3 protein-coding genes and 2 pseudogenes are annotated in these 4,317 nt (G+C 39.9%); 1 reads left to right on the plus strand and 4 read right to left on the minus strand.

Annotated elements, in window-relative coordinates:
- From IQ229_RS15205 to IQ229_RS15220, 4 genes and pseudogenes are all read right to left on the minus strand, one after another.
- The coding region (locus tag IQ229_RS15205) for an iron uptake porin (protein ID WP_194044996.1) at nucleotides 1-666 on the minus strand (666 nt) is incomplete at its 3' end.
- Between the two features lie 654 nt (nucleotides 667-1,320).
- Nucleotides 1,321-1,836, minus strand: coding sequence for a hypothetical protein (locus IQ229_RS15210; RefSeq protein WP_228013486.1), 516 nt, complete (start codon nucleotides 1,834-1,836; stop codon nucleotides 1,321-1,323).
- Between the two features lie 247 nt (nucleotides 1,837-2,083).
- A complete protein-coding gene (locus IQ229_RS15215) occupies nucleotides 2,084-2,842 on the minus strand; it encodes an isoprenyl transferase (RefSeq protein ID WP_194044994.1) in 759 nt (252 codons plus the stop codon).
- Nucleotides 2,843-2,865: 23 nt separating this feature from the next.
- A pseudogene (locus tag IQ229_RS15220) lies at nucleotides 2,866-3,822 on the minus strand (ferritin-like domain-containing protein).
- A 292-nt stretch (nucleotides 3,823-4,114) separates the two neighbouring features.
- On the opposite strand from IQ229_RS15220, the pseudogene IQ229_RS24100 reads away from it, so the two are divergent.
- A pseudogene (locus IQ229_RS24100) lies at nucleotides 4,115-4,317 on the plus strand (hypothetical protein); the annotation flags it as partial.

The following is a 4,317-nucleotide window of genomic DNA, read 5'->3' on the forward strand; positions in this document are numbered from 1 at the left end:
TAGTTCTGCTGTGCGAGCTTCTACAGCATCGACTCGACCCCGCAATGTTGCTAATTCCGCCGCAAATTGTTCTTGTAGTTTCTGCAAGGTGGCTAAATCTTCTTTCTTGACCAAATCACCAGTTGCAGTCGCAATCAGTTCGTTGATTCGGTCTAAACAAGCATTTAAGCCAGCAGCAAATTCATAGCGAGTCATCGCCCGATTACCGCGATAGGTTTGATTGGGATAACCTGCGATACAACCATAGCGCTCAACTAAAGATTGGAGTGCCTGAAAAGCCCAATCAGTCGGCTGTACATCAGACAATTGGGATACGGATGTTACTTGTGCAAGTTTGTATGAAGTTGGAGACGAACTTGCAGACTGTGGTGTGATTAGCTGCCAAAAGTTAACAGCAGAATCTACTCCTAAATCTTGATTTTTTTGCTGTTTATTGACTGGGGATAATTTTTTTGGACTTTCATTAGCTATTAGCAATTTACTGGAGATATTATTTGCTAAATCGCTTTGATGAGAATCATTTTTTTGATAACTGCCATCATCTTGATTAACAGCTACATCTTTATCTGCAATTTCTAAGCTAGGAAGGGCTTGCACAGGAGATAACCCGGCAATTAAACATAAAAACCCCATCCCACTAGCAGAAACTAGTAGATATTTTCCCATCATAACTCCCAACACCTATAAAATACTGCAAAAATTAATTGCGATTTTAAAATGGATTGATAAGTAAATTTAAAGTATTTTAGCAAGATAATCTTGTTAACTTTAAATTTTGAATATCAGGATTTTTTCTGAATTAACTTACCAGAACATCAGCTTATATCGTAAGTATTGAATTCTAGGAATACTATTTTTGGAAAGAATTAACAGCAAGTTATATTAGTATTTCTGATAGTTATTAGAGTAATACTAATTCTCTACGAAGATGCACATAACAAGATCCCCCTGTAGTCCCTCCGATGCTTTGGGGGGACGGCGACAGCCGGGGGGTAAATATATGCAGCTTCACAAAAAAGCGGTATAAATATTAAATGCTTTGTGAACAGTAAGTTCCGTAGAATGTTTGATTCATAAGCCTTCCAAATTTTCTCGGTTTAAATCTAAAATTGGATTGCTATATTGACAAAATAATAATTAAATAAGTCTGATTTTGTGATAACGAATATAAGTATTAACCTGAAGGTTTTGGCTCAATAGCTACCAAAGAATAATTTACTCAAAAGAATTAAGAGACTGCGATCGCTGCTCGATTTGGTTGTAGGGAAGAAAACAGTATATCGTAGCCCACAATTTATCTAATTGAGATACTTCAAGAATTCAATCCCACCAATAAGAAACAACCACCGCATCACAATCTTGCTGAACATCCTCACCCCATAGCGCTCCTTCCAATCTATTTCTCAGTCGGCGTTTCAGGCGCAAACCATAATCTTCATTCGTGCCATCACTTACTTCTACTGAGTCAGCCCGCCATTTTTTGCCCAAGTCTAAAAGCTCAGACACTTTTGTGTCTTGGTTCTCTGTAAGGATGTACAGTGTATCGGCAGGATAGGCAATGAAATGAATGATGCTGGTTTCAGGCATGGGACGATAGTTTGCCATTGCAAGTAGAGTATCGACCATACCACCAAAGCTTAAACCGTTTTCATCTGGTGCAAAGATTGGTTTTGTGAACAGAAAGCTTGACCATAAATTTCTGTGGTTGGAAAGGTCAGTAATTACCTCTTCACCATCAAACTCATTAAAACGACGCTGCCAAACCAAGGCAGCGAAGAGTTCTTGGGGAGAATAGGATTCCGCAATCGATTGGATTTTGCCTAAATCAAGCATCATATTGACGGTAAGTAATATTTTTAACAAAACATTTGTAACTACCCTTGCAGTTTATTTACCCAGTGCCTGCTATTCTTATAGTTACTTCGGTCTGTCATAGCAGATAGATTATCCTCGATAATGTTTTATTTGTGAGCGCTCATATACCATCGTGGTAATATGGGTGCTTTTACTTTATCAAGAAAGGCAGAAAGCAGAAGGAATATTGCCCTCTGCCTTCTTCACGTGATGTCTGGTGTTTGGTACACTAAGCTGATAATGAAGCTTTAACTTGACCAAAACGGCGATCGCGATTTTGGTAGCTCAACAAAGCTTGATGAAATGCTTCTCGATTAAAATCTGGCCAAAGAATATCGGTGAAATACATCTCTGTATACGCCATTTGCCACAAAAGAAAATTACTCAATCGCATCTCACCGCTAGTACGAATCAGCAAATCGGGTTCTGGAGTATCTGCTGTATAGAGATGTTGTTCTACAAGACTTTCATTCACTTCTTGGGCGCTGAGTTTGCCCTGTTCCACCAGTTGAGCTACTTGACGACAAACTCTGGTAATTTCGTTGCGGCTACCATAGTTGACTGCAACAGTAAAGTGGATTGCTTGATTGTTCAATGTCTCTGCCATTGAACGCTCCATTTCTGTCTGTAGAGACTTGGGTAAAGCCGATAAATCTCCAATAAACGAGATTCGTACTCCTTCTTGATGCATCTGAGCTAACTCGCGGTGTAGTAATCGCTCAAACAAATGCATCAGAAAATCCACTTCTTCAACGGGACGCTGCCAATTTTCTGTTGAGAAAGCATAGGCTGTCAACGCTTTGATTCCCCAATCTTTGCAGCAACGCAATAGTTCTTTGAGCGTTTTTGCTCCTTGGCGATGTCCAGCAATGCGCGGTAATCCTCGACTGGTTGCCCATCGGCCGTTACCATCCATGATAACAGCGATATGTTGGGGGATTTTTTGGGGGTTTAAATCGATGGGTAATTTTGATTTGTCACTTGTCATTTGTCATTTGTCCTTTGTTTTGACTAATTAGTTTCAAATAAATTTTGTAAGTACTCTGGTGTGAGGGTGTTGTTCCAACTCCACAAGCGATGCATTGTGTAAGTGAAGGTAAATAGGAGAGTTGTTTTGTTGGTTAATGACCAAGCATTCCAGTTAAGGGTACCCATCATGCGGCGGAGAGTACACATGAGGTTGTTGCGCTGATAGTTTGGCGTTAGCGAAGCTCACCGAAGGTATCGCGTTTTGATTAACGTGCGTCCAATTTGCATCAACCCAGTATCAGGGAAAGCCCAGACTCCAAACCCCCAGAATTTGGTTGTATGGTTGATTTCATCCTGTGCTAGTTCCTCTAGAACATCCTGGAGTGCGTCAGTGGTATGAGCCATCAACCAAATATAAAGACAGGTAGCACCGTATTCTGTGGCAATGCGGTGTAAGCCGTGGCGATATAAGTCTTCCTTGGCGTCATCTGTGGGAAGATAGCTTCTAACAGTCCGAAGTTTTGGGGTAATTTTCTCGCCAGTTAATTGGGTGTAGATTTTGATTAATGCGGATGTATGTTGACGTTCTTCCTTTTCCCACAAACCAAGTTCCAGCAATTCGCCATCTTTACCGACAGTTCCACCAACAAACCGAGCCATCTGAGGATGCAATTTTTCCAAATACTGCCGACTTGTTTGGGTATAGCCGCGAATGGGAGCTTCTGTATCCATCGCACCGATCAATATAGATAAAAATACCTCTGCGTCTAAGCCAATAATTTGATTGCGGTTAATCGTTTGCCAGTCAATGAGTTTCCAGGGACGCGGTTGGGGATTGGCAAACTGTATCGGTAAATCTTGCAGACGCTCGTGTAGTTTTTCGACTGCAATATATTTGTCTATAAGTGAACGAATGCGGCGCTGTGTTTGTAAGTAATGAGGATTGGGATAGCTTTGACTTGCCAAGTCTTCTGTGATTGGGTTGAGGGTATTAAGCATATTTTTATACTTAAATTTTTATCTCTATGCCCAATAGCCTAAGCGATCGCACTTTGTTTTGTCAGTCGGCTGAAGTCGGCAGTTTTATGTGATAGGGTTGCAAAAGTCGGTTCAAACTCTTATTCCTCCGTGTTCTCTGTGCCTCTGTGGTTCGATTTTCCGTTACTTATGCGTAAGTCCTAAAAATGTTAGGACAACTACTGTTCTGAATTGAAAAAGCAGCTAGAAATAATGAAGTCTAAACATTTGTATATAACTTTTTTAAGATATGTTTCTAGATACATTTCTGAGAATGTCTGTATGTCAAAATCCATTTTTTAAAAAGCAAAATCTTTTATTAAAAAATACACAAAATAGTGTATTGAAATCAGATATTCAAGCTGCTAAAAGTTGTCGAGAATGGATAGTATCTAAAACTAAGAACACTTTTGATCGTACAAGAATGTTAGGAATAGTAGCTGCTGCTAATCAAGCTGATAGCTTCTTACCTTATAC

It is taken from the genome of Nostoc cf. edaphicum LEGE 07299 (genome assembly GCF_015207245.1).
GTDB lineage: Bacteria > Cyanobacteriota > Cyanobacteriia > Cyanobacteriales > Nostocaceae > Nostoc > Nostoc edaphicum_B.

Coding starts and splice junctions, on each gene's coding strand:
- IQ229_RS15215 (WP_194044994.1), bottom strand. CDS start 2,842: ATGACAAGTGACAAATCAAAATTACCCATCGATTTAAACCCCCAAAAA.
- IQ229_RS15210 (WP_228013486.1), bottom strand. CDS start 1,836: ATGATGCTTGATTTAGGCAAAATCCAATCGATTGCGGAATCCTATTCT.